This window comes from Lactobacillus sp. ESL0785, from assembly GCF_029395455.1.
In the GTDB taxonomy this organism is placed as follows: Bacteria; Bacillota; Bacilli; order Lactobacillales; family Lactobacillaceae; genus Lactobacillus.
Genome location: NZ_CP113916.1, coordinates 1,283,832 through 1,309,311, shown reverse-complemented (window position 1 = coordinate 1,309,311; position 25,480 = coordinate 1,283,832). Strand labels below are relative to the sequence as shown.

General features: G+C 38.5%; 29 protein-coding genes, 1 pseudogene and 1 other annotated feature. Of the genes and pseudogenes, 26 read left to right on the top strand and 4 right to left on the bottom strand.

What is annotated here, in order from left to right; translation table 11 throughout:
• Positions 1-10: 10 nt before the first annotated feature.
• The 3 genes and pseudogenes from galT (at position 11) to OZY43_RS06225 (ending at position 2,376) form a co-directional block, all read left to right on the top strand.
• Complete coding sequence (gene galT, locus OZY43_RS06235; protein ID WP_277164199.1) at positions 11-1,489, top strand: UDP-glucose--hexose-1-phosphate uridylyltransferase; 1,479 nt, start codon at positions 11-13, stop codon at positions 1,487-1,489.
• Positions 1,490-1,558: 69 nt separating this feature from the next.
• Positions 1,559-1,735, top strand: a pseudogene (locus OZY43_RS06230) (ABC transporter ATP-binding protein); the annotation flags it as partial.
• A gap of 20 nt (positions 1,736-1,755) precedes the next feature.
• Positions 1,756-2,376, top strand: a complete 621-nt coding sequence (locus tag OZY43_RS06225; protein WP_277164198.1) for a Type 1 glutamine amidotransferase-like domain-containing protein — start codon at positions 1,756-1,758, stop codon at positions 2,374-2,376.
• A 41-nt stretch (positions 2,377-2,417) separates the two neighbouring features.
• On the opposite strand, the gene pepC is transcribed toward OZY43_RS06225, so the two are convergent.
• Positions 2,418-3,764 (bottom strand): aminopeptidase C, encoded by a 1,347-nt coding sequence (gene pepC / locus OZY43_RS06220; protein ID WP_277164197.1) that lies wholly within the window; start codon positions 3,762-3,764, stop codon positions 2,418-2,420.
• Positions 3,765-3,826: 62 nt separating this feature from the next.
• Complete coding sequence (locus OZY43_RS06215) at positions 3,827-4,129, bottom strand: hypothetical protein (protein WP_277164196.1); 303 nt, start codon at positions 4,127-4,129, stop codon at positions 3,827-3,829.
• A 113-nt stretch (positions 4,130-4,242) separates the two neighbouring features.
• Between OZY43_RS06215 and OZY43_RS06210 the strand changes: the two genes are divergently transcribed.
• From OZY43_RS06210 to OZY43_RS06190, 5 genes are all read left to right on the top strand, one after another.
• Positions 4,243-4,794, top strand: a complete 552-nt coding sequence (locus OZY43_RS06210) for a dUTP diphosphatase (protein ID WP_277164195.1) — start codon at positions 4,243-4,245, stop codon at positions 4,792-4,794.
• Positions 4,795-6,171 carry a DNA repair protein RadA gene (gene radA / locus OZY43_RS06205; RefSeq protein WP_277164194.1) on the top strand — a complete coding sequence of 459 codons (1,377 nt, stop codon included), beginning with the start codon at positions 4,795-4,797 and terminating at the stop codon, positions 6,169-6,171.
• Positions 6,172-6,246: 75 nt separating this feature from the next.
• The gene (gltX, locus tag OZY43_RS06200) at positions 6,247-7,746 is read left to right on the top strand and encodes a glutamate--tRNA ligase (protein ID WP_277164193.1); all 1,500 of its coding nucleotides are present in this window, start codon (positions 6,247-6,249) and stop codon (positions 7,744-7,746) included.
• A 159-nt stretch (positions 7,747-7,905) separates the two neighbouring features.
• Positions 7,906-9,309: an APC family permease gene (locus OZY43_RS06195; protein ID WP_277164192.1), complete on the top strand. Its 1,404-nt coding sequence runs from the start codon at positions 7,906-7,908 to the stop codon at positions 9,307-9,309.
• Between the two features lie 341 nt (positions 9,310-9,650).
• The gene (locus tag OZY43_RS06190; RefSeq protein ID WP_277164191.1) at positions 9,651-10,259 is read left to right on the top strand and encodes a helix-turn-helix transcriptional regulator; all 609 of its coding nucleotides are present in this window, start codon (positions 9,651-9,653) and stop codon (positions 10,257-10,259) included.
• Positions 10,260-10,358: 99 nt separating this feature from the next.
• On the opposite strand, the gene OZY43_RS06185 is transcribed toward OZY43_RS06190, so the two are convergent.
• Positions 10,359-10,733 carry a hypothetical protein gene (locus tag OZY43_RS06185; protein WP_277164190.1) on the bottom strand — a complete coding sequence of 125 codons (375 nt, stop codon included), beginning with the start codon at positions 10,731-10,733 and terminating at the stop codon, positions 10,359-10,361.
• Between the two features lie 314 nt (positions 10,734-11,047).
• Between OZY43_RS06185 and cysS the strand changes: the two genes are divergently transcribed.
• The 5 genes from cysS to OZY43_RS06160 all read left to right on the top strand — a co-directional run bounded on the left by cysS (position 11,048) and on the right by OZY43_RS06160 (position 14,734).
• Positions 11,048-12,475 (top strand): cysteine--tRNA ligase, encoded by a 1,428-nt coding sequence (gene cysS, locus OZY43_RS06180; RefSeq protein WP_277164189.1) that lies wholly within the window; start codon positions 11,048-11,050, stop codon positions 12,473-12,475.
• On the top strand, positions 12,468-12,911 hold the full coding sequence (locus OZY43_RS06175) for a Mini-ribonuclease 3 (protein ID WP_277164188.1): 444 nt from the start codon (positions 12,468-12,470) through the stop codon (positions 12,909-12,911). Before cysS ends, OZY43_RS06175 begins: the two co-directional genes overlap by 8 nt.
• Complete coding sequence (gene rlmB, locus OZY43_RS06170; RefSeq protein ID WP_277164187.1) at positions 12,898-13,653, top strand: 23S rRNA (guanosine(2251)-2'-O)-methyltransferase RlmB; 756 nt, start codon at positions 12,898-12,900, stop codon at positions 13,651-13,653. The genes OZY43_RS06175 and rlmB overlap by 14 nt, the downstream gene beginning before the upstream one ends.
• Positions 13,654-13,875: 222 nt before the next feature.
• Positions 13,876-14,439 carry a sigma-70 family RNA polymerase sigma factor gene (locus OZY43_RS06165; protein ID WP_277164186.1) on the top strand — a complete coding sequence of 188 codons (564 nt, stop codon included), beginning with the start codon at positions 13,876-13,878 and terminating at the stop codon, positions 14,437-14,439.
• A 79-nt stretch (positions 14,440-14,518) separates the two neighbouring features.
• Positions 14,519-14,734: a hypothetical protein gene (locus tag OZY43_RS06160; protein WP_277164185.1), complete on the top strand. Its 216-nt coding sequence runs from the start codon at positions 14,519-14,521 to the stop codon at positions 14,732-14,734.
• Between the two features lie 101 nt (positions 14,735-14,835).
• Here OZY43_RS06160 and OZY43_RS06155 read toward each other — a convergent pair whose 3' ends face one another.
• The gene (locus tag OZY43_RS06155; protein ID WP_277164184.1) at positions 14,836-16,572 is read right to left on the bottom strand and encodes a 1-deoxy-D-xylulose-5-phosphate synthase; all 1,737 of its coding nucleotides are present in this window, start codon (positions 16,570-16,572) and stop codon (positions 14,836-14,838) included.
• Positions 16,573-16,756: 184 nt separating this feature from the next.
• Here OZY43_RS06155 and rpmG point away from each other — a divergent pair, with 184 nt between their 5' ends.
• The 13 genes from rpmG to rplL all read left to right on the top strand — a co-directional run bounded on the left by rpmG (position 16,757) and on the right by rplL (position 25,321).
• Positions 16,757-16,906, top strand: a complete 150-nt coding sequence (gene rpmG, locus OZY43_RS06150; RefSeq protein ID WP_277130642.1) for a 50S ribosomal protein L33 — start codon at positions 16,757-16,759, stop codon at positions 16,904-16,906.
• A gap of 7 nt (positions 16,907-16,913) precedes the next feature.
• A complete protein-coding gene (gene secE / locus OZY43_RS06145) occupies positions 16,914-17,084 on the top strand; it encodes a preprotein translocase subunit SecE (RefSeq protein ID WP_277164183.1) in 171 nt (56 codons plus the stop codon).
• Between the two features lie 99 nt (positions 17,085-17,183).
• Positions 17,184-17,732 carry a transcription termination/antitermination protein NusG gene (nusG, locus tag OZY43_RS06140; RefSeq protein ID WP_277166378.1) on the top strand — a complete coding sequence of 183 codons (549 nt, stop codon included), beginning with the start codon at positions 17,184-17,186 and terminating at the stop codon, positions 17,730-17,732.
• Between the two features lie 125 nt (positions 17,733-17,857).
• Positions 17,858-18,283 (top strand): 50S ribosomal protein L11, encoded by a 426-nt coding sequence (gene rplK, locus OZY43_RS06135; RefSeq protein ID WP_046307440.1) that lies wholly within the window; start codon positions 17,858-17,860, stop codon positions 18,281-18,283.
• 74 nt (positions 18,284-18,357) lie between these two features.
• Positions 18,358-19,050: a 50S ribosomal protein L1 gene (rplA, locus tag OZY43_RS06130; protein ID WP_277164182.1), complete on the top strand. Its 693-nt coding sequence runs from the start codon at positions 18,358-18,360 to the stop codon at positions 19,048-19,050.
• Positions 19,051-19,191: 141 nt separating this feature from the next.
• A complete protein-coding gene (locus OZY43_RS06125; protein WP_277164181.1) occupies positions 19,192-20,067 on the top strand; it encodes a phosphate ABC transporter substrate-binding protein in 876 nt (291 codons plus the stop codon).
• Complete coding sequence (pstC, locus tag OZY43_RS06120) at positions 20,060-21,052, top strand: phosphate ABC transporter permease subunit PstC (protein WP_277164180.1); 993 nt, start codon at positions 20,060-20,062, stop codon at positions 21,050-21,052. The genes OZY43_RS06125 and pstC overlap by 8 nt, the downstream gene beginning before the upstream one ends.
• Positions 21,053-21,055: 3 nt before the next feature.
• A complete protein-coding gene (gene pstA, locus OZY43_RS06115) occupies positions 21,056-21,949 on the top strand; it encodes a phosphate ABC transporter permease PstA (protein WP_277164179.1) in 894 nt (297 codons plus the stop codon).
• Positions 21,950-21,958: 9 nt separating this feature from the next.
• The gene (pstB, locus tag OZY43_RS06110) at positions 21,959-22,759 is read left to right on the top strand and encodes a phosphate ABC transporter ATP-binding protein PstB (protein WP_277164178.1); all 801 of its coding nucleotides are present in this window, start codon (positions 21,959-21,961) and stop codon (positions 22,757-22,759) included.
• 12 nt (positions 22,760-22,771) lie between these two features.
• A complete protein-coding gene (pstB, locus tag OZY43_RS06105) occupies positions 22,772-23,527 on the top strand; it encodes a phosphate ABC transporter ATP-binding protein PstB (RefSeq protein WP_277164177.1) in 756 nt (251 codons plus the stop codon).
• A 13-nt stretch (positions 23,528-23,540) separates the two neighbouring features.
• A complete protein-coding gene (gene phoU / locus OZY43_RS06100; protein ID WP_277164176.1) occupies positions 23,541-24,209 on the top strand; it encodes a phosphate signaling complex protein PhoU in 669 nt (222 codons plus the stop codon).
• A gap of 32 nt (positions 24,210-24,241) precedes the next feature.
• Positions 24,242-24,368, top strand: a sequence feature (ribosomal protein L10 leader region).
• Positions 24,369-24,403: 35 nt separating this feature from the next.
• Entirely contained in the window at positions 24,404-24,913 is a 510-nt protein-coding gene (rplJ, locus tag OZY43_RS06095; protein ID WP_277164175.1) for a 50S ribosomal protein L10, read from the top strand.
• A 45-nt stretch (positions 24,914-24,958) separates the two neighbouring features.
• Positions 24,959-25,321 (top strand): 50S ribosomal protein L7/L12, encoded by a 363-nt coding sequence (rplL, locus tag OZY43_RS06090; RefSeq protein WP_277164174.1) that lies wholly within the window; start codon positions 24,959-24,961, stop codon positions 25,319-25,321.
• The last annotated feature ends 159 nt before the right edge of the window (positions 25,322-25,480 follow it).

The following is a 25,480-nucleotide window of genomic DNA, read 5'->3' as shown; positions in this document are numbered from 1 at the left end:
GGATGTAAAAATGACACAAACAAATTTAGTTGAGCAATTTGTTACACAAGTAATTGCTGCAAGTGATGATACAGAACTGGATCGGATTTATTTAACTAATCAAGTATTGGCATTAGTAGGAGATGAGGCACGTTCTGCGGTAACAACGAGTACGGTCTTAATTGACTTAAAGGATGAATTGGTTGCTGCTGCTGTTAAAAATGGTAATTGTGGACCTACTCTCAATGAGCAAGATATTTTAGGTGCGCAATTGATGAATTTACTGGTGCCATGTCCCAGTATTGTTAATCGACAATTTTGGCAGACATATCAAGAAAAGCCAGAAGAAGCAATTGCTGATTTTTATCAGTTAAGTAAGACTAGTGATTATATTAAGACAAGGGCAATTGCCAAAAACATTTATTTTGTCACACCCAGTAACTACGGTGATTTAGAAATTACAATTAATTTGTCTAAGCCGGAAAAGGATCCGCGGGCAATTGCGGCAGCTAAGAAAGTAAAAGCAACTGGATATCCTTTGTGTCAATTGTGTATGGAAAATGAGGGCTATTTGGGACGTAATAATTATCCTGCCCGCAGTAACCATCGGATTATTCGATTTAAGATTGGCGATGAGAAGTGGGGCTTTCAATATTCACCTTATGCGTATTTTAATGAGCATTGCATTTTTCTTTCTTCTAAGCACGAGGGAATGAAAATCTCGGAAAAAACATTTATTCGGCTACTGAATATTATTGAACAATTTCCGGGATATTTTGCTGGTAGTAATGCTGATCTGCCAATCGTTGGTGGGTCGATACTTACACATGAGCATTACCAAGGTGGGCGTCATAATTTTGCAATGATGAAGGCCAAGGTAATAACAAAACTTAATTTTGCCGGCTTTGCTGATGTAGAAGCTGGAATTGTAAAGTGGCCCATGTCGGTAATTCGTTTACGCAGCCAAAACAAAAAACAATTAGTTGCTCTGGCAAATAAAATTTTGCAGGCGTGGCGACAGTATAGTGACGAGGAAGTTGGGGTGCGAGCCTTTACGAATAATACGCCACACCATACAATTACGCCAATTGCCTGCACGCATGGTGACCAGTTGGAGCTCAACTTAGTATTACGCGATAACCAAACCTCAAGTAAATATCCTGACGGTATTTTTCATCCTCATCAAGATGTTCAGCACATTAAGAAGGAAAATATTGGCCTCATTGAAGTGATGGGATTGGCGATTTTGCCGCCGCGGCTTGAGCCAGAGTTGCAAGAAGTGCGTAAGTTTCTGCTGGACGAAGAGAATAATATTGCGACGATGCATTTACCATGGGCTGAGCAGATTGCGGCACAAAATAAGATTACAGCAGCCAATGTTGATGCAATCTTGCAATTAGAGTTAGGCAAAGTTTTTGCTAGGGTGCTTGCTGACGCGGGTGTCTTTAAACAGACTCAAGTTGGCCACGAGGCTTTTATGCGTTTTGCTGAGAGTGTTGGTTTGAATTGAAAATTATTAAGTAAACGTTGAATAAGTTCAACGTTTTTTAATACATAAAAATGACCACTTAGTCATCATGAACAGCCGATTTTATTACTGGATGAAATTAATGCTTCACTTGATCGGGCAACGTCCAATAAAATTCACTAGTATTTACTTGATTCAAACTTGACTTTTGTTGAGGTTATCCATCATTATGAAAAAGACGAATTAAAACAATATGATCAGGTAATCGATCTTAGTGATTACCAATAAATTTGTGAGGGCACTTAATAATGGTGAAATTATTTTTGGTATCAATGCTAAACAATGTTTGTGATTTGTTACCTAAATTTGCCGGCGATCTACATGGTAAGAGAGTCGCATATATTCCAACAGCGAGCAATGTTGAAAGAGGGCATCAGACAATGGTGCGTTCAGAAACTAAATTGTTAGTAAATCGTTTAGGCATGCAAGTTAATGTTTTAGACGTGGCGACTGCTTCTACTGCGGCAATAAAGGCTGGTTTACAGGCTGCAGATGTGATTTATATTTCTGGTGGGAATACCTTTTACTTGTTGCAGGAATTAAGAAGAACAGGTGCGGACCAGCTGCTTGTTAATGAAGTTAATGCAGGCAAACTATATATTGGTGAATCAGCTGGCGCAGCCATTGCAGCCCCAGATATTGGCTATCTTAGTTTAATGGACAGTACCAAGAAGGCCCCCGATTTACCGAATTATCATGCCCTGAAGTTAGTTGATTTTTATGTTTTACCACATTATTTAAGTTTTCCATTTAAGCGCAAGTCGCAACAAATTTTTGCAAAGTATTCTACCAAACTGCCATTGAAGACAATTAGTAATCATGGGGTAGTGATGGTTAATAACGATATAGTTACAATTACTGAAAAATAAAAAAGCGTTACTGAAAAGTAATGCTTTTTTGCTTACATTATTTATTTAAAAGCTAAAGCCCCCATTGGATCCCAAGGCAATAATTGAATTGGTTTCTTGCTACCTTCATCAAAAGCCTTTTTAAGGTCATCAGGTAAAAACTTCTTGTTGATAACAGCTTGGTAAACAAAAGAATCAAACCAAGAATCGCTCATAACGAAGTAACCTTTAAAACCAGGTTTAACTCCCCATGAATTTTCAATCTTCCACTTGGTTGGCTTACCATTTACAAGGTCAACACCAGTAATGACCATGGCGTGATCCATCATGCTTTCACCAGAATCAAGCATGTCGGCTTTGGACATTGAAAAATCAACATCAAACAATTCGTCACGCTTGTAAATATTGGTGTCCAACAAGCCGAGTTGCCGTTCAGAATCCTTACCAACATTGGAGCCAAACCAGACAACTTCGCCCGCCTTTAATTGTTTAATGATTAATTCTTTCATTTCCGCAATCTTCAAGTTCAGGTGACGGACTTGGCGACCACCGACAACATTGCCAAGGTATTCAACGGAGAAAACCTTGTGGTATGGTTTATCACTGGTTGGTGAATTAATAGTTGAAACATGGTCTTCGAGGTTCATGCCGACATATTTGTCAAAGAATTCCTTTGGTGTAATAGCAGCATCACGGTGATAATTACCATCATCGTCTTTATATTCAAAGTCAAACTTGGTAGGTGGCACACCGAGTGAAACAGCTAAAATGCGGAAAACATCGTTTAACATTTCATTTTTGCGGTTTTCAACGTCAGCGTTTGATTTACCGTCATTAACTAGTTCGCGTAATTCTAATCCGTCTTTACGCAATAAAGTATTTAGGGTGTCGTTTAATGCACTTGAATTTGTAGCATTGGCAGTTTCTGGATAAACTGTCTTAGGCACGATACCGTACTTTTGGATAAGGCCGCAAAGCATGTCCCATTGACCACCGTCTTGTTGTGGGGTAGCAAATAAGAATGCCACTTTGCGATCGCCCAGTGGCTGTTCAGCTGTGGCAATAACGTTTTCGAAGAACCAGTTAGATTTTTCGAACTTATCCCAGAAATTAGTAAAGTTTTGGGATAATTCAAAGTCCTTGACCTTATATTCCTTTTGAAGTGGGTGGCGCATGGTATTCAAAGCTGAGAACATCCAGCAGCGACCTGATTGCTTTTGATCAGCTGGCTTACCTGTGTCAATTTCAATTGAGAAAGTTGGGTCGAGGTCAATTTTAGTTTGGGTATTTTGACTAGCCTTGTAAATGCCATTTTCTTGTGCAGCATGACTGGCAATGTTGATACCAGCATGCTTAGCAAGGTCTTGGGTATAGTTATTAATAGCATCGGTTGTGATTTCTTTTGTCATAAAATTAGCTCCTCCTTGATAATTTGTTTAACTCATATTTTAGCCTATAACAGCGGTAACGTCTATGACTCAATTGGCTTGTGGTACCAAATTTTGTTAAATTCGGGATGTTGACTGAAATAGTCAATCACTAGTGGGTCAAGTGGCCAAATTGGCAAGTGTGATTCATGAGCAATTTTTAAGGCGATGGGCATTTGCTCTGCTAAAATTTGCTTACTGTTTGCACTTGGATTAATAAAAAAGTGGTTCATGACCCAGACAGTGCCATCCTTGCGCTCAATTTTATCCATTGTCCAGCTACAAGTTAAAATATTATTATCATCATAAAACTTGAAAAATTGGTGGGGATCAGTTGCATTAAACATAATTAGTTCCTTATAAAATAAATTTATCTTTTTTCGTATTTATTATAGAAGATTTTAATTAAAGCCTGCAATCTATTGTAAAATAGTTTTGCAGAGTTTAAAGGGAGTAGATAATGAATAAAACACGGGGTTTTGAGATTGTATCGAGTTATGAAAATAAAAATATTAATTTGCCGCGGCGGCAAACGATTGCCAGCGCTGGCTATGATATAGAAGCAGCTAAGGATATGATTATTCCAAGTATTTGGCGGCTAAATTTTGTCCGGATTTTTCGCTTAATTAGAAATGGTCATCACTTGTATGAACTTGATTACCAACTAGCAGATCAGATTTTGCAGCCATTATTAATTCCAACGGGAATTAAAGCCTACATGCCTAATGATGAGGTATTGTTATTGGCTAACCGATCATCTAATACTTTTAAGCGTAATTTGAGTCTGCCGAATGGCATCGGAGTAATTGACTCTGATTATTACAATAATCCCAATAACGAGGGCGAAATTTTTATGCAGGTCATTAATTATGGTGTGCGGCCGCTGCAAATTCACAAAGGTGATCGGATTGGACAGGGAATTTTTGTGCGATACTTAAAGACGGACAATGATTTGCCTGTTGGGCGGCAACGCACTAATGGTTTTGGCTCAACCAATGAGAAAGGAATTTAAATGGCAAAAATTAAGACTAAGTATAAATGTCGCTCATGTGGCTATATTTCGGCTAGTTACTTGGGTCGCTGTCCCAATTGTGGTGCTTGGAACCAATTTGAAAAAGAAACTGAGCAAGTGGCGGCACGATCAAGCAAAGCGAGTCCTAGCAGGTTAATTAAGAAAACTGGTGTTAATGAACCAGTTAAGTTGAATAGTGTTAAGGCAGAAAAGGAGGAACGAATTCAGACTGATTCTGCGGAATTAAATCGTGTGCTTGGCGGCGGAATTGTTCCCGGGTCACTGGTATTAATTGGGGGCGATCCGGGGATTGGTAAATCGACCTTGATGTTGCAAATTATGAGTAATCTGGCTAAAGATTACAAGGTGCTATACGTTTCAGGAGAAGAATCGGCTAATCAGATTAAATTGCGTGCTAATCGGCTGGGGTTAGGAGCAAGTAACATGTTGCTTTTTCCTGAAACTGATATGGAAGATATTCGTACGCAAATTAATGAAGTACAGCCCGATTTTGTCGTAATTGATTCAATTCAAACGATGAATGAACCAAGTTTAGATTCCATGACCGGTTCGGCTTCGCAGGTGCGCGAAGTTACTAGTGAATTAATGAAAATCGCGAAGATGGATGCGATTACGGTCTTTGTCATTGGTCATGTGACTAAGGAGGGGACGATTGCTGGCCCTAAAATTTTAGAGCATATGGTGGATACGGTACTTTATTTTGAAGGTGATGAGCATCATGCTTATCGAATTCTGCATTCTGTCAAAAACCGGTTCGGTGCAGCCAATGAAATTGGAATGTTCGAAATGGTTAATGAAGGTTTACAGGAAGTGACTAATCCATCAGCGATTTTTTTAGATGAACGATTACCTAAGTCAACGGGTTCAGCAGTAGTTGTTTCACTTGAAGGAACAAGACCGTTATTAGCAGAAATTCAAGCGCTAGTAACTCCAACGGCATTTGGTTATGCTAAAAGGACAACTTCTGGGATTGATTACAACCGCGCTGCTTTGTTACTTGCAGTTTTGGAAAAGCGTGGCAATTTAATGCTGCAAAACCAAGATGTCTATTTGACAGCAACTGGTGGTATTCGGTTGAATGAGCCGGCAGTTGACTTGGCAGTAGTGATGGCAATTGCATCAAGCTATAAAAATCAAGAAATTTTGCCAACAGATTGTTTTGTTGGTGAAGTTGGTTTAACTGGCGAGGTGCGCCGTGTCAATAAGATTGAGGTACGCATTAAGGAAGCAGCTAAAGTCGGCTTTAAGCGGATTTTTATTCCGCGGCATAATATGCAGGCTAGTTTAAAAAATTTAGGGATTGAAGTAATTCCGGTTGCAAGTATTCCTCAGGCTTTAAAATTGGTTTTGGGCTAGGAAAGATTGAACTTTTTTGCTATTACGGGTAAACTAAAATTGTTTGAATTTACTATTTTGAAAGAGGCATGAATTTTGGCAAAACAAAAAATTCGTGTAAGATATGCCCCAAGTCCAACGGGACACTTACACATTGGTAACGCACGGACCGCACTTTTTAATTATTTGTTTGCGCGGCATACTAAGGGAACGCTAGTTTTACGAATTGAAGACACTGACTTGAAGCGTAATGTCAAAGGTGGTGCTCGTTCCCAAATGGAGAACTTGCACTGGCTGGGCATTGATTGGGACGAAGGCCCAGATAAGGGCGGCGACTATGGTCCTTATCGTCAGTCAGAGCGTAAAGATATTTATAATAAGTACATTAAGCAGTTAATTGATGAAGGCAAAGCTTATTACTCATACAAAACTGAGGAAGAGCTGGAAGAACAACGTGAAGAACAACGGGCAATGGGCATTGCACCGCATTATACTTATGAGTATGAGGGCATGACTGCTGATGAAATCAAGCAAGCTCAAGCTGATGCCGAAGCTAAAGGCTTAACTCCAGTTGTCCGGATTCACATTCCAGAAATGGTTACTTATGCTTGGGATGATATCGTTAAAGGTCACTTAAGCTTTGAATCTGATACAATTGGCGGCGACTTCGTTATTCAAAAGCGCGACGGAATGCCAACTTACAACTTTGCGGTTGTTATTGATGACCACTTGATGGAGATTACACACGTTCTGCGTGGGGATGACCATATTTCTAATACGCCTAAGCAATTAGCGGTTTATCAAGCACTTGGCTGGGAACCACCGAAGTTCGGCCATATGACTTTGATTATCAGTGCTGATACGGGTAAGAAATTATCTAAGCGTGATGAATCAGTTTTGCAATTTATTGAGCAATATCGTGATCTTGGTTACTTACCTGAGGCAATGTTCAACTTTATTACTTTGCTTGGTTGGTCACCGGGTGGCGAAAATGAAATCTTTAACCAACGTGAATTGATCAAGCAATTTGATCCAGAACGGCTGTCAAAATCACCAGCTACTTTTGATCAAAAGAAGTTGGAGTGGATTAACAACCAATATATCAAAAAGGCAGATCGTGACACCTTGCTGGATCTTGCGTTGAACAATTTACAAGAAGCAGGTTTAGTTGAGGCAGACCCAACACCAGAGAAGATGGAATGGGTTCGGCAACTGGTTAACATTTATTCAGTGCAAATGTCTTACACCAAGCAAATTGTTGATTTGGCTAAAATTTTCTTCGCTGCACCTAAGGATTTAAGTGATGAAGAAATTGCTGAAATTCGCAAAGATGAAGCACGTCCAGTAATTGAAGAATTTAAGAAGCAAATTAATTTAATTCCTCGCTTTACAGCACCACAAATTATGAATGCAGTGCAGGCAACACGGCGTGAAACTGGAATTAAAGGTAGACGCTTGTTTATGCCAATCCGGATTGCGACAACTAGATCAATGGTTGGTCCTGGAGTGGGTGAAGCCATGGAACTATTAGGCAAGAATAGAGTGCTGGAGCACCTTGATTTGACCTTAAAGCAAATGAGCGAAAACGGTTTATAGGTAATAATTTTTTAATAAAAAAGCTGACATACTTTAAAAGTAAATCAGCTTTTTTTGTATGTGCTTATCATAATCACTATAAAATTTTATATTTTACTAGATTTAATTTTAATAATTTAATATAATATTAACAATATACTGAAGAAATGGGGTAAAATAATGAATAAGCGCAAGCAAGCGAGCGATAAATTAGGGTTTATGGCGATCGTATTTTTAACAATTAATTTAATTATTGGGTCGGGTATCTTTTTGACACCTGGTACGGTAGTTAGACAGGTGGGCAGTAAGTCACTACTCGTTTACCTATTAGCTGCAATTTTCGCAGCTGTATTGGCACTGCCATTTGCATCAGCATCAAAATATGTTAATAAATCTGGCTCTTCCTATGCTTACGCTAAGGCCGCATTTGGTAATAAATTTGGTTTTTATATTGGGGTTACCTGCTATTTTGCTAATGATGCCGTGTGGTGCACAAGCTCGGTCGGGATCGTGAAGGCAATTATTGCGATTTTGGGTGGCAATCCCAATCGCTTTATGACAATTACCATTGGATTATTGTTATTAATGTTATTAAATTTAATCGTTAATTTATTCGGACAAAGAATAACGAAATATGTTATGAATTTATCAACAATTTGTAAAACTTTATCATTAGTTGTTTTAATTGTAGCTGGAGCTATTATTTTAATGACTGCTGGTGGCCATTATGATTTGAGCGCGGTTGACCGAATTCGCGAAGGTGGTAAAGTTATTGTTCCGACAGTGACGATTAGTACATTTATGATGGCAGTTATTTCGGCACTGTATGCCTTTTCGGGCTTTGAGGCAGTAGCTTCTGGTGCTGAGGATATGGAAGAACCTGAAAAAAACTTGCCACGAGCCATTCCCTTGGCTGTAATTTTGATTGCTTTTATATATATTGGCGTTTTGGCAGTGGCAATGCTGCTTAATCCGAACGCACTGATGAAAACAGATCAGGTAGTAGCATTAGCAACAATTTTTGCTAATCCGGTGTTAAACAATATCATTTTGGCGGGGGCATTAATCTCAATGCTGGGCATTAATTTTGCTTATAGCTTTAGTGCACCACGTTTTTTAGAAGCGATGGCACGCGAGCATCAATTATCAACGAAGTTGACTAAGAGAACAAAGCGTAACTTCCCAATTAGGACGTTTTTTATTTCGGCAGCAATCATGACTTTGATTCCAATGGCTTTTCAATATGAATTGACGAATTTAGTTACTTTGGGATCAATTGTTAGATTTTTGGAGTTTGCGGTAGTGCCGATTTCGGTTATTCAGTTTTATCGCGGACATACCAAAGAAAGAGTTTTGCCAGCTAATAAGAATTTCTTGACTGATGTTGTGGCACCCGTCTTTTCGGTGCTGATTGTGATTTTTATGTTAGTTGAATATAATTGGCGGGTTCAATTCGGTACAATTGTCAATGGTCAAGTGGTTGGTATTAATTGGTATGCAATTTTAGCAGTGGCCTTTGGTTTTGTGATTTTGCCATTATTGATGTATTTAATTTCTCGAAAAGAATGGCAAGAATTGGAATAGATTGTAATGTTATTAACACACGATTTCGATATTTTATCGGGGTCGTGTGTTTTGTTTGGCTTGCTTTTAGAATATGTATCGATCATAAAATGTTAAATGAATCAACAGGAATAGCATCAGCTGAAGAAGTTAGAAAAATAGTTTTTGGCAAAGTAAATGATGAAAGTTAAGTGGGAATCTATTCCTTAAACAATATAAGCTGCCAATTTGTATTTTTAGATTCTGTTCAATAGCAGAACTTTTTAATTGCCAAAACCTTGCTAGACCAGCATGCAAAGAAATTTTGCTTGAATTTCATTTAATTGTTAAGCAAAATTAATTATGTAGTGGAGGAGCAAGCGATGAAATTTGGTGAACATTTAAAACAAGCACGGCTAGACAAAAAATTAACGCAAGAACAAGTCGCGCAAGAATTTGCAATTACCAGACAGACACTTTCAAATTGGGAAAATGAAAAGTCCTACCCCGATATCAATAGTTTGATTAAGTTAAGTGATTATTATCAGCTTTCACTTGATGAATTATTGAAGGAAGATACGGGGATGCGGGAAACACTGCAAAAGCGAGAAGTTGTTAGTAATTTGAAGCAGGTCAAGAAGAAATTGATAATTGCTGTTATTGTGTTGGGCATAAGTATAGGGATAATGATTATTAAGAGTATAAATTCTATTATAAAAATTTCATCTTGGGTAGGCTACTTAATGCTTTGTTTTGCCTTGATAGATATTAATAATTTTGATGAGTCACAATCCTTAGGTCTGGAATATGGCTGGCAAAAATTTTTGACTAGTAAAAAAGGTAAATATATCGAAATCGCACTAGGAATTGTTCTAAGTCTGATTGGTGCAGGATTATTTTATATAGGTCAAGATGTAGGTGGCAGTGCTTTGCTAGGATTAGGAACTGGATTTTTAGTGGGAATTTGGATATATCGTCATCGTAAACATTAGACTATTGCTAAAGTGATTGATGATGCAGCAAGACCAAGTTGTTTGCTTAAAAGAAAGCAATAAAAAACGTATTATCTGGTGAAGATAATACGCTTTTTATTATTTTGCTGTTGTTCTATCAGCCATTGGCGACATCAGCAATTGCATTAGGCAGCAATCTATGAAAAATAGCTCGGAACTCCAATCCGAAAAATTAATGACTATTGAGAATAATGCTAGTCCTAGTGCAAAAAGTTCAAGTTTTTGTTCAAATTTCTGATTTTTAGTCATATCAGCTTTTTTGATGGTTTTTCCAGCTGTTAGACGCTTGGAAAAAGATATGCCCAAGAATAAAAGACCAATTATTAAGTAGATAATAATACTAATTGAATCGGTGTTTGGCCGATCAATGTAATAATAAACTCCAGCAATGATTACTTGTAAAACTGCGATTAACCGCATTATTTGTTTTTTAGTCAATTTAATTTCAAACATTAGGTACTTACCTCACTTTTTGCTAGTTATACTATATAATTTTAGTATTGATAAGGATATTATATAATAAAATAATGTGATTGAAGCAAAAAAATATTGTTTTATTATTAAATGATAATAGGAGTGCAAAAAATGTTTAAAAAATCGAAGAATGAATTTAATCTACTAGAATTTTTGCAACAACAGCAATTGCCTAACGTTAATGAACAAACTATTATTGAACAAGGAATTGTAACTGTTTGTACTTGAAGGTTAGCAAGTTAGCCGTATTCTGCTAAAATGGGAATAGCTATTTACAGAAAAGAGGCTGAGCCGTGAAAATTTATAATACTTTGACAAAAAGAAAAGAAGAATTTAAGCCATTAGTTGAAGGACAAATCTCGATGTATGTCTGTGGGCCGACGGTTTATAATTACATCCACATTGGTAATGCCCGCAGCGTGATTGCCTTTGATACAATTCGGCGTTACTTTGAATATCGCGGATACAAGGTGAATTATGTCTCTAACTTCACGGATGTTGACGATAAAATGATTAATGAAGCGCAAGCTGAAGGCATTACAGTGTCAGAACTAGCTGAGCGTTATATTAAGTTTTACCTTGAAGATACGGCGGCGTTAAATGTGGAACCGGCAACTAAGCACCCCAGAGCAACTCATGAAATTCCTGAAATTATCGAATTTATTGAACAATTAATCAAAAATGGTTATGCTTATGAAGCTGCTGGTGATGTTTATTACCGGGCTAAAAAGTTCAAGCATTATGGTGAATTAAGCAGTCAAAATATTGCGGAACTTGAGGAAGGCGCATCCGAGCATGTTAACGATGAAGAGCAGCAGCGTAAGGAAGACCCAATTGACTTTGCCTTGTGGAAGAAGCAAAAGCAACCTGATGAAATTGCGTGGCAAGCGCCATGGGGATTAGGGCGTCCAGGTTGGCATATTGAATGTTCGGTGATGTCAACCAAGTATTTGGGTAAGACGATTGATATTCATGGCGGCGGTCAAGATTTAGAATTTCCGCATCATGAAAATGAAATTGCGCAGAGTGAGGCAGCTACTGGACAGAAGTTTGTTCATTATTGGATGCATAATGGTTTTGTGACGGTAGGCAGTGACCAAGAGAAGATGTCTAAGTCATTGCATAACTTTGTGACGGTTCATGATTTGTTAAAAACGGTTGATCCACAAGTATTGCGCTTTTTCATGGCAAGCGTGCAGTATCGTAAGCAGATAAATTATTCGCAAGAAAATTTACAGCAGGCAGAGATTATTTTACAACGGTTTAAGAATACGTTAACTAATCTTGATTACCGCTTAAATGATGCTACTGCAAGTAAAGTGGCAGCAGACTTACAGCGGACGTTAAAGCACACACAGGTTAAATTTGAACAAGCGATGGATGATGACTTTAACGTGCAGAATGCTTTGGCAGCAATTTATGATTTATTGTCGGTACTTAACGCTAATCTGAATGCGGCTCAAGTAGACAAGAAGACGTTGCAGCAGGCAAAAGATTATTTAATTAAGTGGCTCGGTATTTTTGGTATTGATACGATTAAATTAACGACGGCTAAGCAGGCTGGAGATGATGATGCGCAGATTGCTGAATTAGTCAAGGCACGCGACCAAGCACGGCAGAATAAAGATTGGGCTAGGAGCGATGAGCTGCGCGATCAATTAAAGAATATGGGCATTACAATTCAAGATACGCCGCAAGGAACAAGGTGGACACGTGACTAAAATCAAACAATTAACAGAAACAAAAATTAATCCTGCTACGCTTAGTGGACAAACATTGGCGTATTTAGGGGATGCTGTTTACGAACTATTTATTAGACGGCATTTAATTAAAGGCGGCATTGTAAAACCGCAGGTATTGCAGCGTGAAGCAACACATTATGTGTCGGCTAAAGCACAAGCTGCATTGATTACTAAAATGCAGGATGAACAGATGCTTACTGAGGATGAGTTAGCGACTTTTCGGCGTGGCCGCAATGCTAAGACCCATACTAAAGCTAAGAATACCAGTTTAGCCACGTATCAGTTGTCAACTGGCTTTGAAGCCGTTTGGGGTTACTTAGATTTATTGGGGCAAAAAGATCGTGTGCGTGAATTGACGAACTGGTGTATTCAAGCAGTAGAGGAAGGTGGCATTGATAATTATGACTTCAACTGATAAAGATTTTGTCTTTGGTAGACATGCGGGCTTAGATTATTTAAAAACGCAGGATGCTGATCATATTAATAAGGTCTTTTTACAGCAAGGTGTGCAAGAAAGTCTTGCTAATCAAGTGTATGGTTTAGCTAAAAAGAAGGGTATTATTGTTCAAACTGTTCCTAAAAGCAAACTGGATCGTTTAGTGCAAGGCGGCAATCACCAAGGTTTGGTATTGACGGTTGCCAGTTTTGAATATGCTGAACTAGACCAGCTCCTTGATCAATTTGATGAGCAAGGTAAGGAGCCATTTTTGTTAATGCTGGATTCAATTGAGGATCCTCATAATTTGGGGTCGATTTTACGGTCAGCTGATGCGACTGGCGTTGACGCGGTTATTATTCCCAAGCGCCACGCCACAGGCTTAACCTCAGTGGTAGCGAAGACATCAACAGGAGCAATTGATTATGTTCCTGTTGCCCGCGTTAATAATCTAGTACAGACAAGTCAATTATTGAAAAAGCGCGGTTACTGGTTGTTTGGAACAGATATGCAGGGGACAGATTATCGTAAGTGGGATGCTAAAGGCAAAACAGTGCTGGTAATTGGTAATGAAGGTAAGGGAATTGCTCGCTTATTAAAAGAGCAAATGGACCAAATGCTAACACTGCCCATGGTGGGCCATGTCCAGTCGCTTAATGCGAGTGTGGCTACTGGGGTGCTGCTCTACCAAATGTTAAACAGTCGTAATTCAATTAAATAAAACTTTAAAATCATTTGGCTAATTGCTGAATGATTTTTGTATGCAAAAAAATAAACTATTTTTTTAGTAAATTAGTTGGATTAAACAAAAAATTAATTTTGTTTTATTGGTATTAGGCAATTGAGTTTCACTGGCATTTCTGAACATTAGTTCGATATTTTGCAATTAAAAAAATAAGTATTCTTCTTAAAGATTAAAAAAACCGCTTTAAGGAGGAAAACAATGCAGTTAACGGAAAAGATTGAAAAAGAATTAATTGAGCAGATTAAGCTAGGAAATGATGAAGCATTACGGCAATTATGCTGCTATTATCAACCCTTGATTAACAATCTTGAACGGCAATACTTTATTCGTTCTTATGATCGTCAAGATTGGCAGCAAGATGCAATGATTATCTGTTATGAAACAGCCTTAAATTATGACTCTGCAAGAGGGAAATTTGGTAGTTATTTTAAAACGCGGTTAACTAATCATATTAAAACATTATTGCGTTATGAGATGGCATATCGTAGACGGGCATTAGCACAGTCGATTTCACTAGAAGCGGCAGTTGAAAGTGGTTTAAGTTCATTACATCAGCCGTTAACACAGGCTATTGAAATTCCTTTAAGTGAAAAGTTTGCAGAATTATTAACCCAATTGTCGGATTTAGAAATTAAGGCTTTACTAATTATTTTGGGTAAATGGTCTCAAGAAGAAGCGTTAAAGAAGCTAAAAATAGAGCAAATAACATTAATTCGTGCTCGTTCACGATTAATGCAAAAGATGCGTCAGGCCTTGCTTTAAGTAACAGCTTTATTAGAAGATTATGTGTAAATGATGTATAATTTACTTTGTAGAATAAATTTTTTAGGAGGTAATTAAGATGGCAGAAGTTGAAAAGACTGCATTGTTAGACCGTCACATGAAGGAAGTATTTGACTGGAGTGATTCTGATATTCCGGTTAGAGATGCCCTTTGGGATTATTTTATGGAAAAGAATGGTAGAGATACCATGAAAACAGAAGCAGACATGCTTCCATTTTTGAAAGACACTGATGATAAAATCGAATCCTTCGTAAACGAAAATCTTAAGAAGTAAATCCGACTATGATAATGTTCTACGCCCGGTGGTCACGCTGAATGTTTGACCACTAGAAAAGCAGCTGCTCTTATGAACAGCTGCTTTTTTAATGGTTTTTATTAATTTAGTTTTTGCAAATCAGCAATAATCTGCGTAGCGGTCGGGTGATTGGCTTGATAGTTAGTTTCTAAGGGTAATTGGTCAGTATAAATGCGGTTTTGGCCGTAATTTAAGACGGTAATTTTTTGCTTACTAAGATAAGAAGCAATTTTTTGACCTAAACCGCCATCTAAGAGGTCATCTTCAAGAGTTACAATTGTCTTGTGCGTTTGTGCTAATTGGTCAAGTGTTTGTTCGTCTAGAATATTGGCCGAGAGTGGATTGACCAAAGTAGCATTAATTTGGTCGGCAACTTGTTTACCTAGTTGGTAAAAATCACCCAGAGCAATGATTGCTACGTCTTTGCCAGACTTAACTTGGTAATGAATTTGGATGTAATCAGTTGAATTAGGAGTGTTACCTTCAGTAACAGGTTTACTTGGCAGCTTAATAGCAATGGGATGCTGCCGCTGCTTAAGTGCCCACTTGAGCATTGCTTTTTCTTCAGCTAAAGTTGTTGGAGCTAAATAAGTCCAGTTGGGCAAGTTGGAGATTAACACTTGGTCAAACATTCCAAGGTGAGTTTTGGATTGGGGAGTAATGCCGTTATTGCCAACTAGCATTACAACGGGAAGGTCATTGGCGGCAACGTCATGTGAGAGCTGATCAAATGCCCGCTGCAAGAAACTGGCATTTTCAAATAAAACTGGAACAGCACCTTCTTTGGCAAAACCAGCTGCAAAGGCAACAGATTCTTGTTCAGCGATGCCAACATCGGTGTAATGCTCGGGAAAATTGAGTTTGAGTTCATCAAGGCCAAAACTACCAGGGATGGCAGCATCAATCGCCATGATTTTTTTGCCAGCGTTAATTTCTTCTTTAATGGTTGAAATAGCAACTGAATTAGCTGTCGGTACAGTAGTTGGCTGCTGATGACCAGTAAGTTCTGCTGCTGATACCCAATGATATTTTTCTTCGTCTTTAAGAGCTGGTTCGTAGCCTTTACCTTTCAAGGTATTGATATGCAATAAGACAGGGTGGTCAACATCCTTAATTGCTTTAAAAGCAGCAATCATCTCAAAGAGATCATTACCGTCAGCTACATAGCGGTAATCAAAGCCCATTGCAATAAATGGATTAGTTGCAGTTTCACCATTGGTGGCACGTAATTTATCTAAGGCAGTAACTAAGCCGCCAACATTTTTATCAATTGACCATTGATTATCGTTAACGACGACGACAAGGTTGTGTTTTTCAATTGCGGCATTGTTGAGTCCCTCATAAGCAAGACCGCCAGTTAATGCCCCGTCACCGATTAAAGCCATAATATTTTCGTGTTTGCCTAATAAGTCGCGGGCTTTAGCCATTCCGGTTGCTAGGGCAATGGAAGTTGATGTGTGACCAATAGCGTAGTAGTCATAAGGACTTTCGTTAGGGTCAGTGTAAGGAGAAACATCGTCATAATGTTCTGGATCAAGCCAAGCTTGCGCACGTCCTGTGAGCATTTTGTGCGGATAAGTTTGATGAGAGACGTCCCAAATAATTTTGTCTTCAGGTGCGTCAAATACATAGTGGTAGGCAATGGTCATTTCAACAATTCCTAAGTCTGGTCCTAAGTGGCCACCAGTTACGGCGTCTTTTTCAATGATTAAGGTGCGAATTTCACTAGCTAATTGTTTCATCTGCTCTAGGTTAAGCTTTTTGAGATCTGCTGGCCCAGCAATTTTATTTAGTAAATAATCTGGATGTTTATTCATGTTTTCCTCCTAGTAGACAAATATAAGTTGGAATAATTATAATGTTTTTTTAACAATTATAAAATACTTTATTTTGGACAAGAGAAACAAGTTAAAGGTCTTGTTTGAAAATAGATAATAATTGGTAAATTGATTGCTCATGAGGCGTTTTTTTGCTAGAATGTAATAGTTTGGAAGTGAGATTATGGCAGTGAAAAAAGCATCTTTGGCCTGCAGCGTTTGCGGCTCGCGTAACTACTCGATCACGGCAAGTAAAAATCGCACTCAACGGCTTGAACTAAAAAAGTTTTGTAAGCATTGCGGTAAAATGACTGTGCATAAGGAAACGAGGTAGAAGTTTAATGATTAAGTTTTTTAAGAGCGTTGTTCAAGAGATGAAATTAGTTACTTGGCCAACTGCTAAACAAAATCGACACGATACAATGACGGTAATCGTAACTTCAATCTTGTTTGCAGCATATTTAGGTCTACTTGACTTAGCATTTAGTAGTTTGACCCAGATAGTGATGTAATAGAAATAATTTTCTATCCGTGGTATAATAATAACAAGTTAAAAGAACCTCTGGTGGAGGTTTTTTTGTTTGCCAAAAAATAAAGGAGAAGTTGAACTAATGGTTGAAACGACGAAGAAGCAATGGTACGTATTGCATACTTATTCTGGTTATGAAGACAAGGTTAAGTCGGACTTATTGTCACGTGCACAAAGTATGGGAATGCAAGATTATATCTTCCGCGTAATGGTGCCTGAACAAGAGAAAATTGAAACGGTTCATGACAAGAAGAAGGAAGTCGAAGAAAAGATTTTCCCTGGTTACGTGTTGGTAGAAATGGTTATGACCGATGAAAGTTGGTTTGTTGTCAGAAATACGCCTAACGTTACTGGATTTGTCGGTTCACATGGTGGTGGTTCTAAGCCGTCACCACTTTTAGATGAAGAAGTTAATCGCTTGTTACGTCAACAAGGTGAACCTGCTAAACGGCCACAAATTGACTTTGAAGTTGGTGAAACTGTTACGATTATTGATGGTGCGTTTAACGGAGTCGAGGGTAAAATTACAGAAATTCAACCTGATAAGTATAAGTTGTTTGTTTCTGTGGATATGTTTGGTCGGGCAACAACGACAGAACTTGATTATGATCAAGTTAAAAAGCTCGATTAACTACTGTTAATTATTGCAATTAAACCCAATCGATGATAAGATACTAACGTACTTTTATTATTGTGGGAGGAAAAGTAGGTAACTTTTCCATTTTAACCACACACGGAATCAAGGAGGTTTTGACCGTGGCAAAGAAAGTTATTAACGTTGTCAAATTACAAATTCCAGCTGGTGCTGCAACACCCGCACCTCCAGTTGGTCCAGCTTTAGGTCAAGCAGGAATCAACATTGTTGGTTTTACTAAGGACTTTAATGCTAGAACTGCTGATCAAAAGGGCATGATTATTCCTGTAGTCATCACTGTTTATGAAGATCGTTCATTCGAATTCATTACTAAGACTCCACCAGCTCCAGTATTGCTTAAGCAAGCTGCGAAGATTGATAAGGCTTCTGGTGAACCTAATACCAAGAAGGTTGGTAAGGTAACTAAGGACCAAGTTAAGGAAATCGCTGAAACTAAGATGAAGGACCTTAACGCTGCTGATGTCGAAGCTGCTATGCGGATGATCGAAGGTACTGCTAGAAGCATGGGTATCGAAGTCGAAGACTAATCCTGTTATTTATAACAATTTAGGTGGGAGAGCTCGGTGGGGCTTGTTTGACCACATATTAAGGAGGAAATCACATGCCAAAGCATGGTAAAAAATATTTAGAAGCTGCTAAAAAAGTAGATTCAAAGAAATTATATTCAGTTGCTGAAGCTATGAAGTTGGTTAAAGAAACTTCATACGCTGGCTTTGATGCTTCAGTTGAAGTTTCATACGACTTGAGTGTTGATCCTAAGCAAGCTGACCAACAAATTCGTGGTTCATTAGTATTGCCTAATGGTACTGGTAAAACTCAAAAGGTTGTTGTCTTTGCTGAAGGCCCACAAGCTGAACAAGCTAAGGCTGCTGGTGCTGATGAAGTTGGTTCAGATGACTTAGTAGAAAAAGTTCAAAATGGTTATTTGGACTTTGACGTTGTTGTTGCAACACCAATGATGATGGCTAAGGTTGGACGTTTAGGTCGGATTTTAGGGCCTAAAGGTTTAATGCCTAACCCTAAGACTGGCACAGTTACAATGGACATCGAAAAGGCTGTTAAGAACGTTAAAGCTGGTCAAGTTGAATACCGGGTTGACCGTCAAGCTGCTATTCATGCAGCTATTGGTAAAGTTTCATTTACTGATGAACAATTGGTAGAAAACTTTGATGCTTTACGTGATGTTATCTTGCGTGCACGTCCAGCAGCAGCTAAGGGTCAATACATTAAGAGTGTTGCTGTTGCAGCAACCTTTGGCCCAGGGATCAAACTTGATCCATTAAACTTGGACTAATTAATTTAGATTAATTAAAAAGCAACTTACTTTAATTGAGTAAGTTGCTTTTTTTGTATATTTTAAAGAGGTTATAATTTGGTCTGCTATGAATTCTTTGTTAAACTGTAACAAAATCTAGTTTATATATTGAGGAAGCATATGCATAAATTGAAATTGGGCAAATCGCTAATTCTTTTTTTAGCATTGCCACTTTTTTTGGTTGGCTGTAGTAAAGATCACACCAAAATAACAATTGTTGGGTCAAGTGCCTTGCAGCCATTGATTGAACAAGCAGGTAATGATTATCACTTAGTCCATCTTGATAGCAACATTATTGTTCAAGGTGGTGGTTCAGGTACTGGTCTCAGTCAAGTGCAAGCCGGTGCCGTTCAGGTAGGAACTTCCGATGTCTTTGCGGATACGCAAAAGGGAATTGACGCAAATAAATTGCACGATTTTCAAGTTGCTGTTGTTGGGATTGTACCAATTGTTAACAAGAATGTTGGCGTGTCCAATTTGTCGCCTAAGCAATTAATGGCAATTTTTACTGGTAAAATCACAAACTGGCGTCAAGTTGGCGGTAAAAATTTGCACGTTATTGTAATTAACCGTTCTCGTGGCAGTGGTACTAGAACAACTTTTGAAAGCTTGATTTTAAAGGGCAAGGAAGCTGTTAACTCGCAAGAGCAAGATTCTAACGGTACTGTTAAAAAGATTGTCAGTACAACGCCGGGAACAATTTCATATATTTCTTTTCCTTATGCAAATGATCCTAATATTCAAAAATTAAGTGTGGATCATGTGCAGCCAACGAATCGAAATATTCCGACGAATAAGTGGCCACTATGGTCTTATGAGCATATGTACACTAAGGGCAAGCCGGATAAAGAAACGTCTGCGTTTATTACTTATATCTTGAGTAAAAAAGTACAGCGCGAATTGGTACCTAAGATCGGTTATTTAAGCATTAATGAAATGAAAGTTACTCGCGATAGTCATAATCGGATTGCAAAAGTAGGTGGTGCGTATGAGTAAACACGAACAGGACTTGCAAAAAGTTGTCGATCAGGCAATTGCCCAGCAGAAAGTACCACATGTAAAGTTTAAAAAGATTGACCCAGAAAGTGTTGATCTTGCTCGCTTAACTAGTCAATCTAAAGAAACGCGGCAAGAGCGTTGGGGTAAAGGATTGACCTTTTTAGCAATTGTGGTTATTGCCATTTTAATTGTGGCAATTATTGGGTTCGTTGGCGTGCATGGCTTAGCAACTTTTGTTAATAATAAAGTAAACATTTTTCATTTTTTGTTTACTAGTAGTTGGAATCCTAGTGCTGGCAAAGATCATGTTGGCGCCGCAGCAATGCTTGTAACTTCTTTTGCGGTAACTTTACTGGCTGCATTGTTGGCAACTCCATTTGCCATTGCTATTGCTTTGTTTATGACAGAGTATGAATCTGGTAAGCAAACACGCTTGTTACAATCTGTCATGGAATTATTAGTCGGTATACCTTCAGTTGTTTATGGCTTCTTAGGCTTAACTGTGATTGTCCCCGTAATTCGCACTATCTTTGGAGGAACGGGGTTTGGTATTTTGGCTGCGACCTTGATTTTATTTATCATGGTTTTGCCAACGATTACTTCGCTAACGGTTGATGCTTTTAAGGTAGTTCCTAAGGACTTGCGGCAGTCTTCTGCAGCTTTGGGGGCAACGCGCTGGCAGACAATTTATCATGTTGTATTGCGTGCGGCCCGTCCGCGAATTTTGACAGCAATTATTTTTGGGATGGCGCGCGCCTTTGGTGAGGCGTTAGCTGTCCAAATGGTGATTGGTAACGCAGTTTTAATGCCATATAATTTAGTAAGTCCAGCAGCAACATTAACCAGTCAATTAACTAGTCAAATGGGCAATACAGTTATGGGCACGCTGCCTAATAATGCTTTATGGTCATTGGCTTTATTGTTATTAATTATGTCACTAGTGTTTAACTTCTTGGTTCGCCTAATTGGAAAGAAGAGGTAGCTGATGAATTCAAAAAAAGTTGATCGAATTGCGACAGGTGTAATTTACTTGTTAGTTGCAATCGTCATTTTGATATTAGTTGGTATTTTAGGCAATATTTTAATTGCTGGTGTACCACATTTGTCATGGCACTTTTTAACATCAATATCCTCATCATTTGAAGCTGGCGGCGGTATTCGTGACCAATTATTTAATTCACTTTATTTATTAGTTTTAACGCTGGTAATTTCACTGCCAATTGCATTAGGAGCGGCTATTTATTTAGCTGAATATGCACAAGATACTTGGGTAACGCGCCTGATTAGAACAACAATTGAAATCTTGAGTTCACTACCATCAATTGTTGTCGGGCTGTTTGGCTATCTCTTGTTTGTAGTTCAGTTTGGTTTAGGCTTTTCAATTATTGCTGGTGCTTTGGCACTAACCTTTTTCAATTTGCCAATATTAACGAGCAATATTGAACAGGCAATTAACGGCGTTCCGCAAACGCAGCGTGAGGCAGGTTGGGCACTAGGATTGTCAAATTGGAAAACTATTCGCGGGATTGTTTTACCTGCAGCATTACCGGGAATTATTACCGGAGTTATTTTAAGTGCTGGACGAGTTTTTGGAGAAGCTGCCGCACTAATATATACAGCTGGACAAAGTGGCTCAACAGTCGATTATTCTAATTGGAATATGTTTAGTCCAACTAGCTTTTTGAATGTGATGCGCCCAGCAGAAACTTTGGCAGTGCATATTTGGAAGGTAAACACTGAAGGAATTATTCCTGACGTAAATCTTGTTTCAGCGGCAACATCGGCTTTGCTCGTAATTGTGGTAATTATCTTTAATTTTGGCGCTCGCTTTTTGGGTAATTGGCTCTACAAGCATTTAACTGCTGCAAAAGTAAAATAAGGAATTCATATGGAAAATTGGCAAACGCAAAAAAAATATATTAAGACTTTTAATAATGAGGAGTGTGCCCTCTATACGCATAATTTAAGTGTCTTTTATGGTGATGCAGTGCAAAAACTGTTTGATGTTAGTCTGGGCTTTAAAAAGAACACCATTACAGCTTTGATTGGTGCTTCAGGTTCAGGCAAATCTACTTTTTTGCGTTCGTTAAATAGGTTGAATGACCGTGTTGCTAGAGTTGACGGCAACATCATGTTTCATGAACTTGATATTAATCAGAAAAAAATCAACGTTTACGAATTGCGCAAGGCGATTGGTATGGTCTTCCAGAAGCCTAATCCCTTCCCGAAGTCAATTAAGGAAAATATTACCTATGCATTAAAGGCAAATGGTGAGCAAGATAAGACAAAATTAAAGCAAATTGTTGAGGAAAGCTTGCGAGCTGCTGCTTTGTGGGATGAGGTCAAGGATAAGCTAGACCAAAGTGCCTTGGCGTTATCAGGGGGGCAGCAGCAACGCTTATGTATTGCTCGTGCAATCGCCTTAAAACCAGAAGTATTATTGCTCGACGAGCCAGCTAGTGCGCTAGATCCTGTATCAACAGCAAAACTTGAAGATACGCTCAAACAATTGCGCAGTAAGTATACGATGATTATGGTGACGCACAATATGCAGCAGGCTTCAAGAATTAGTGACTATACCGCATTTTTTCATTTAGGTCATGCGCTTGAATATGATACAACTACCAATGTTTTCACTAATCCGCAGGGGAAAATTACTGAACAGTATATTCAGGGCAGTTTTGGCTAAAGGAGCATAACGATGAAGAATATCATGGAAGTCAAAAATGTCAGATTAAATTATGGTGATTATGAAGCTCTGCATGGTATTAGTCTGGCATTTCCAGAGCAAAAATTAACAGCATTAATTGGGCCTTCGGGATGTGGAAAGTCAACGTTATTGCGCTGTCTTAACCGCATGAATGACGATATTGACAATATCAAAATTACGGGTGATATTCTGCTTGACGGGCAGGATATTTATCGGCCGCACCTTGATTTAGTTAAACTACGTAAAAATGTCGGGATGGTGTTTCAGCAGCCGACGCCGTTCCCATTTTCTGTTTTTGATAATGTAGCTTATGGCTTAAAAGTTGCGGGTGTTAAGGATAAAGAATTAATTGAGCAGCGAGTTGAAGAGAGTCTGAAACAAGCAGCAATTTGGGAGGAAACCAAAGATAGTTTGGGTCGCAATGCGCAGGATTTTTCAGGCGGTCAGCAGCAGCGAATTTGTATTGCGCGGGCATTAGCGGTAAGACCAGCCGTGGTTCTGCTTGATGAGCCAACGTCTGCTCTAGACCCAATTTCTAGTTCGGAAATTGAAGAAACGCTAATGGGTCTTAAGACTAAGTATACATTTATTATGGTGACGCATAATCTGCAGCAGGCGAGTCGGGTTGCGGATCAAGTTGCGTTTTTGATGAATGGTGATTTAATTGAATCAGGTTCAACTGAAGAAATGTTTTTGGCACCTAAAAAAGAAATCACAAGTAATTACCTAAATGGCCGGTTTGGTTAAAAGTGAGGAATATATGCACGAGATATTTTTAGATGAATTAAAAAAACTGAATACGCAATTTATGGAAATGGGTGTTCTAGTTAACGATCAAATTGACCAAGGAACGCGCTCTTTTGTTGCTCATGATAAAACAACAGCCCAAAAGATGATTAAAGAAGCTGATATTGTACCCCAAGAGACAATTAGAATTGAAAAAAAGGCATTGGATCTAATAGCACTTCAGCAACCAGTTGCCACCGATTTTCGGATAGTAATCAGTATTTTGAAAGCTGCTACTGACTTAGAACGAATTGGCGAAAATGCGATTAGCTTGGCAGTCGAAACTGTCAGAGTAAAGGGTAACCCGCGAATCCCAGAAGTTGAAAAGATTATTTCACAAATGACTCATGAAGTCCGTAAAATGCTAATCGAAGTCTTAACAGCTTATGTTCAAGAAGATGAAAAGACAGCACGTTCAATGGTGGTTCGGCGTGAAGCTATTACTGCCAATTACCAAAAGGCACGCAAAGATATTATTGACGGGATTGAAAAAGATCCTAATGCGGCAGTTGCTTCTGCCAGTTATTTTGTAATTATTAGGTTGCTCAAACGAATTAGCGACCACATTGTTAATCTGGCTAGTTGGGTTATTTATAAAATTACTGGTGAGCTGTTTGAACTAGCGGACCTAAAAGCAGAATAAATGCTTGCGTAAATTAATTAGGCCTGCTATACTTAACAAAGTAAATTCTACCTAAGACTCGGGTGGCGTGATGCCTTAATTTCCCGCCGAGGCCAGAAGATAATGAAGATTTTTGTAAAACTCCATGTCTTTGTGGCATGGAGTTTTTAAGGCCTTATAGGATTTATTAATGAATTTTATGGAGGTGAATTAGATTGAGTAAAGCTGCTATTGCTGCAAAGGAAAAGCTGGTTGATGCTTTTGCCGAAGAACTTAAAGCTGCAAAGGCTATCTTGGTAATTGATTACCTTGGTTTGACTGTTGAAGAAGTTACTGACATGCGTAAGGAACTTCGTGATAACGATGTTAAGATGAAGGTTATTAAGAACACTTACCTAAGACGTGCTGCTGCTAAAGCTGGTATTGAAGGCTTAGATGATACTTTTGTTGGTCCAACTGCTGTTGTTTACACTGATAATGCTGATGATATTACTGAACCTGCACGGATTGTTTCTAAGTACGAAGATAACTTTGAAGTTCTGAACATTAAAGGTGGTATGCTTGAAGGTAAATTGACTTCTAAGGAAGAAATCAAGGAACTTGCTGCTATCCCTGGACGCGAAGGCTTACTGTCAATGCTTGTTTCTGTATTACAAGCTCCAGTTCGCGATTTCGCTTGTGTTGTTAAAGCTGTTGCTGATTCAAAAGACGAAGCTGCAGAATAAAATTATAATTATATCTAATACTGATTTTTCGGAGGATACTTAAATATGGCTTTAGATACTGATAAGATTATTGAAGACTTAAAAGGTGCTTCAATTCTTGAATTAAACGACCTTGTAAAGGCTATTGAAGATGAATTTGATGTTACTGCTGCTGCACCAGTTGCTGCTGCAGGTGCTGGCGATGCTGCCGCTGCTAAGTCAACTTACGATGTTGAATTGACTGAAGCAGGTCAAGAAAAAGTTAAGGTTATTAAGGCTGTTCGCGACATTACTGGTCTTGGCCTTAAGGACTCAAAGGACATGGTTGATGGTGCTCCTAAGAACGTTAAGGAAGGCGTTTCTGAAGACGAAGCTAACGACATTAAGTCTAAGCTTGAAGAAGTTGGCGCTACTGTAACCCTTAAATAGTTACAGTCCAACTGGACAAGCTCATAAGAAACCGCATAAGCTCAACATTTAGAGCTTGTGCGGTTTTTGTTTTGGCTTAAATTCGATCTTATTTATTAAGCCCAGTATTAATTTTAAAAAATACGAAAAATCTTATGTTGTTTAATCTGTGAAGATTAT